Origin of the sequence: Mycobacterium sp., from assembly GCF_052144515.1 — a bacterium.
Taxonomy (GTDB): Bacteria; Actinomycetota; Actinomycetes; order Mycobacteriales; family Mycobacteriaceae; genus Mycobacterium.
This window is the reverse complement of sequence record NZ_JBKQQD010000548.1, coordinates 1-4,369: the sequence shown is the minus strand read 5'-3', so window position 1 is coordinate 4,369 and position 4,369 is coordinate 1. Positions and strand designations below refer to the sequence as shown.

At 60.7% G+C, this 4,369-nt stretch carries 4 protein-coding genes; 2 read left to right on the top strand and 2 right to left on the bottom strand.

The genetic code is table 11. The annotated features are described in order from the left end of the window. Positions 1 to 231: 231 nt before the first annotated feature. Positions 232 to 777, bottom strand: coding sequence for a TetR/AcrR family transcriptional regulator (locus ACLP9N_RS36945; protein WP_442412035.1), 546 nt, complete (start codon positions 775 to 777; stop codon positions 232 to 234). 189 nt (positions 778 to 966) lie between these two features. On the opposite strand from ACLP9N_RS36945, the gene ACLP9N_RS36940 reads away from it, so the two are divergent. Next, complete coding sequence (locus ACLP9N_RS36940) at positions 967 to 2,187, top strand: cytochrome P450 (RefSeq protein ID WP_442412034.1); 1,221 nt, start codon at positions 967 to 969, stop codon at positions 2,185 to 2,187. Positions 2,188 to 2,334: 147 nt separating this feature from the next. Here ACLP9N_RS36940 and ACLP9N_RS36935 read toward each other — a convergent pair whose 3' ends face one another. Next, complete coding sequence (locus tag ACLP9N_RS36935; protein WP_442412033.1) at positions 2,335 to 3,078, bottom strand: hypothetical protein; 744 nt, start codon at positions 3,076 to 3,078, stop codon at positions 2,335 to 2,337. Positions 3,079 to 4,185: 1,107 nt separating this feature from the next. On the opposite strand from ACLP9N_RS36935, the gene ACLP9N_RS36930 reads away from it, so the two are divergent. Then, on the top strand, positions 4,186 to 4,369 hold a 184-nt coding region (locus ACLP9N_RS36930), incomplete at its 3' end, for a hypothetical protein (protein ID WP_442412032.1).

Below are 4,369 nucleotides of genomic sequence, written 5' to 3'. Positions count from 1 at the left end.
CCTACCCACAGTCCGCGCTGCACTCGAACGCGAAACCGCCGAACCTGTCGTGCACAATGACCAGGTGAGCGCAGCCTGATGCTCACCGGACCGCCACCGAAGTTCCACGGAACTCGGGACAACCTCCCGCTCAACGTCACGTGTCTTTTGCCGCATCAATCAGCTATTGGCTAACGGAAATTTCACGCGAAGGACCGGGCCACGAACCATTAGTCCGGCCAATGGTGTGACTTAGTTGAATGCCGGTGAGACGAACCGCCGCAGCACTTGGTGTTCTTCGCGACTGTTCCCGATTGGCCAGTAGGCCAGGGACACCACGACGCGCACAACCCACTGTGCGGCTTGGGGGTCGTCGTCGGTGATGCCGGTGAGGTCGGCTGCAAGTTGACCAAGCACTGGCGACGAATGCAACACGCCTAGTTCTGGCGGGTTGCTTGAACTGAGCATCAGCCGCCGTATGGGGTCCGACCGGATCTGTTCCAGTGCGACTGTGATGGCGGTGAAAACTCGCTCCGGGCCGCTCAATCCATCGACTGCACGCCGAACGGTGCCGATGATGCCCGCTGATAGCCGCATCAGTACCGCATCCTTTATCTGAGCCTTGCCTCCCGCGTAGCGATAGATGGTCGCCCTTGAGCAGTGAATTTGTGCTGCGAGGGTATCGATGTCGAAGGCGTCGAATCCCTCGCGTATTACCAGTTCGGTCGCGGCTGCGTAGATGCGATCAGCCGCCGCCGTTCGGCGGTCGCCACCGACGACCCAATCGTCGCGAACCATGAGCATCTACCTCCTTGCAGCGCCTCTCGCATATCTTCTCAGGTCTGAGACGATCTCGGCCATACGTTTCAGGGTTGGTGCAGGTGAGAAAGCAGCGATGAGACGCCGCTATCGGTCGGCGCGGACGACGGATTGCAACTTCCCGGACGTTGATTGACGCGGCGCGTCTTCGCCGCTCAGCGTGGAGAAGTGACTTCACTGAATGGTGGCCTCGGCCTCGCCTTATTTGACGATCAGTACCTTCAGAACCCGCATCCGCTCTACGAGCAGATGCATCAGGTAGGGCACGTCCATCGCATCGGGGGATCCGGCTTCTACGCCGTGAGCAGTTGGAAGGCCGTCAACGAAGCGGTCGAACGATGTGGCGACTTCTCGTCGAATCTGACCGCGACAATGATGTACCAGCCCGGAGGCACCGTGACCGCGTTCGAAGTCGGGGAACTCGGAGGAGCTATCCAGGCGCTTGCCACCGCTGACGAGCCAGCACATTCGGTCCATAGGAAGGCGCTGCTGCCGCAACTCGCCGCCAAACGCATCCGCGCCTTCGAACCATTCATCGCAGATACCGCCGCTCATATCTGGACCGTCAACGCCCAAGGCGGTCACATCGAATGGATGGGAGCGTTGGCTGACCGCCTGCCAATGATGATCGTCGGGCGGATCATCGGTGTCCCAGACGCCGATATCGACAAACTCACCCGATGGGGTTACTCCGCAACCCAAGTGGTCGAAGGACTAGTAACCCCACAGCACTTGGAGGCGGCCGCCGACGCGGTGATGGAACTTAGCGGCTACATCACCGAACAATTCCAGCAGGCGGCGACCAACCCGCAAGATAATCTGCTGGGCGACCTGGCCATGGCGTGCGCGACCGGCGAACTAGACGACGTTGCGGCGCTAACCATGATGATCACCTTGTTCAGTGCTGGCGGCGAATCCACCGCATCGCTAATCGGTTCTGCTGCTGCGCTTCTAGCGACGCACCCCCGTGTTCAGCAACAGATTCGCCTCCAACCTGAACAACTCAGCGCGTTTCTTGAAGAGGTGCTGCGCTACGAGCCGCCCTTTCGGGGCCACTATAGGCATGTCGTCAACGACACCGAACTGTGCGGCGTGGAACTGCCGGCCGGTTCGCGCCTGCTCCTCCTCTGGGGCGCAGCAAATCGCGACCCGTCGCATTTCGAAGATCCCGGACAGTTCCGACTCGACCGGCCAGCCGGTAAGAGCCACATCGCCTTTGGCAAGGGAACGCACTTCTGCGTCGGAGCAGCGCTCGCTCGGTTGGAGGCGAAAATCGTCCTCGGTCAGCTCCTCGAACGAACCTCAAACATCGAAGCCGCTGAGACTGGGCGATGGCTGCCGAGCCTGCTCGTGCGCCGCCTCGAACGCCTGCAACTGGCGTACCAATAGTCCTGACCCGCAGCCATGACCGCCTCAAACGACTACAGGCCCGTCCGATCCTTCATGCGCTCCCTTGGGTTGGGATGCCCAATATCTATCGTGCATAGTTGGTCGGTGCCGCCGACTAAGCCCAGCCAGAAAGTCTGCTCATGTCGGTTACGTCCGATCCGGCGGAACTGACTGCCCGAAAAGCTTGAATCGACGGCCAGACCACGGCCAACTGCCGGTCTTGTGTTTCCGCCAAACAGACCACAGCACGGCGAAGCCCGACGCGATTGCGAAGAAGCCCGCGAAGATGCTCACATAGTTCGGTCTTGCCCAGTACGCCGTATAGGCTTTGCCGCCACCGACATGAATATCTACCTGTGGTCCGACACGTTCGTCGTACCCAAAATAGATCGGGCCGGTCTGTGACACACCGCCGACGCTCCACCTGCCGTCGCAGGTCTCGTATCCCCCGCTCCGCGAGGGATACGAGACGCAGTGATCGATCGTCGCCGTCGTCGGTGTGCCGACCCGATACTCGTACCAGGGCAAAACACCCATGCGGACGAAATTCAGCCCCCCGAGCACACAAAAGATTACAAAAAGCGAGGCCCCGATCCATGTCCATACCCCGATCGACGGGGGCTTGCCGCGACCGCTGCCAGTTTCTGACGCGTCCAGATCGGCGATGCGCTTCTCGGGGTCGTCCTGGTCCATCAGCAAATGGTCGCACCCGCTGGCCGCGACTGCCAGGGATCGCGGGCACCTGCCAAATAGGGCTGGTCGGCGCCTGTGGCTGAAGTGTTCTTTAGCAATTCGGTGCCAGCGTTTGATGAAGGCATTTTGGAGCCGGATCGATAACCAAGCAAGCGCAAGAATCGCGCAAGCGGCCAGCTTTATGCTGCTGCCCAGCAAAGCCGAAAGGAAGCCGCTATGGACACCTCCCGCACCCTGAAGAAAATCGTTGCCGGGGCAATACTGTCGGGTGTTGCGGTCACCGGAATGGGGCCCACCCTAGGTACCGCACAGGCCCAGTCCCGCTTTGTGCCGCCTATACATGGCCTGCTGCCAGAAGACGGGCCAGTACCGCCCGGCGCATCCGGGCCATACAAATGCTGCCCGGGAGATGAGAAGGGCGGACTTCACCCACAGACCGGTCGCGGATGCCCGGGGGATGTTAACTGGGACAAGACTCAATGCCACACGTGGTACGGCGTCGTCTGGGGGCATGGAAACGCTTCCCCGGGTGTTTGGGAGGGGATTGGTCCACCGCCGCCGGAGGCGACGCAGAAGCCGTGGTGCGGGTTTCCTTTCATGTGTTCAGGAACACCGTGATCAGCGGCTGAAGACCGCATCGGGCCTAAGCGACCGACTCGTCGACGGCACGGGAATTCTTCTGGGATACACCCTAAAAAGTGCCGGTCGGCGGCGCGTCGGCTATTGCTCCTTCGGTCCCGATCCGGCACGACACCGGCTCGGGAAACCTCAGCCATGCGCACGCGGATTTTGTGCTGGTTGACGTGAACGATCCTCTTCAACGCACCTCACAAGGCGTTGGGCGGGCGCGCCGGGCCGTGGGATCGAGGCTATGGGACTAAGTGCTCTATCGCACCGCCCAGGTGTCGGTGTTCAAATCGACGTCGAGCCAGCCGCATGTGCTGGAGCGATCTCGACCTGCTGAAGCGGCACCTGCAGGCCCGATGAGTCTGCCCCCAAGGGAGGAAATGCCATGTTGGTCGCCGCGTTTTTCTTAGGCTTGGCGGCGGTGGTGGTGGGCGTCTATTGGTTGGTTGGCCGCGACATGGATCGTGCGGCGAAGCACAAGGACTCAGAAGATGACTGAGCGCACCCTGAGTATCCTCGGACCCCATCTGCCCTGCTCACTCGACCCCGTTGGAGGACTTCGTTATAGGAAGAAGCTATTGGCCGCAGCACGGCAGCGGCCCGCAGAAACCTCGTGACAGGGACCCAATAGCCTGCGAGATACGAGGCTTTGTTTCTTTGGAGAGAAGACGATCTGACATGACTGATAAATGGTTCTCCGACATCGGTGCGCCGGGAGAGTTGACCCTCGCGGATGTGTGCGAGCAAATCGAGCAGAAAATCCACACCAACGCAGACAACCAGAAATTGCCGAAGGAGTTCCTGGACTGGCAGTCGTGCGTGGAAGATCGGGACGCCACCATCTACAAGTTGAGCGCGGCTG

Coding starts and splice junctions, on each gene's coding strand:
- ACLP9N_RS36945 (WP_442412035.1), bottom strand. CDS start 777: ATGGTTCGCGACGATTGGGTCGTCGGTGGCGACCGCCGAACGGCGGCG.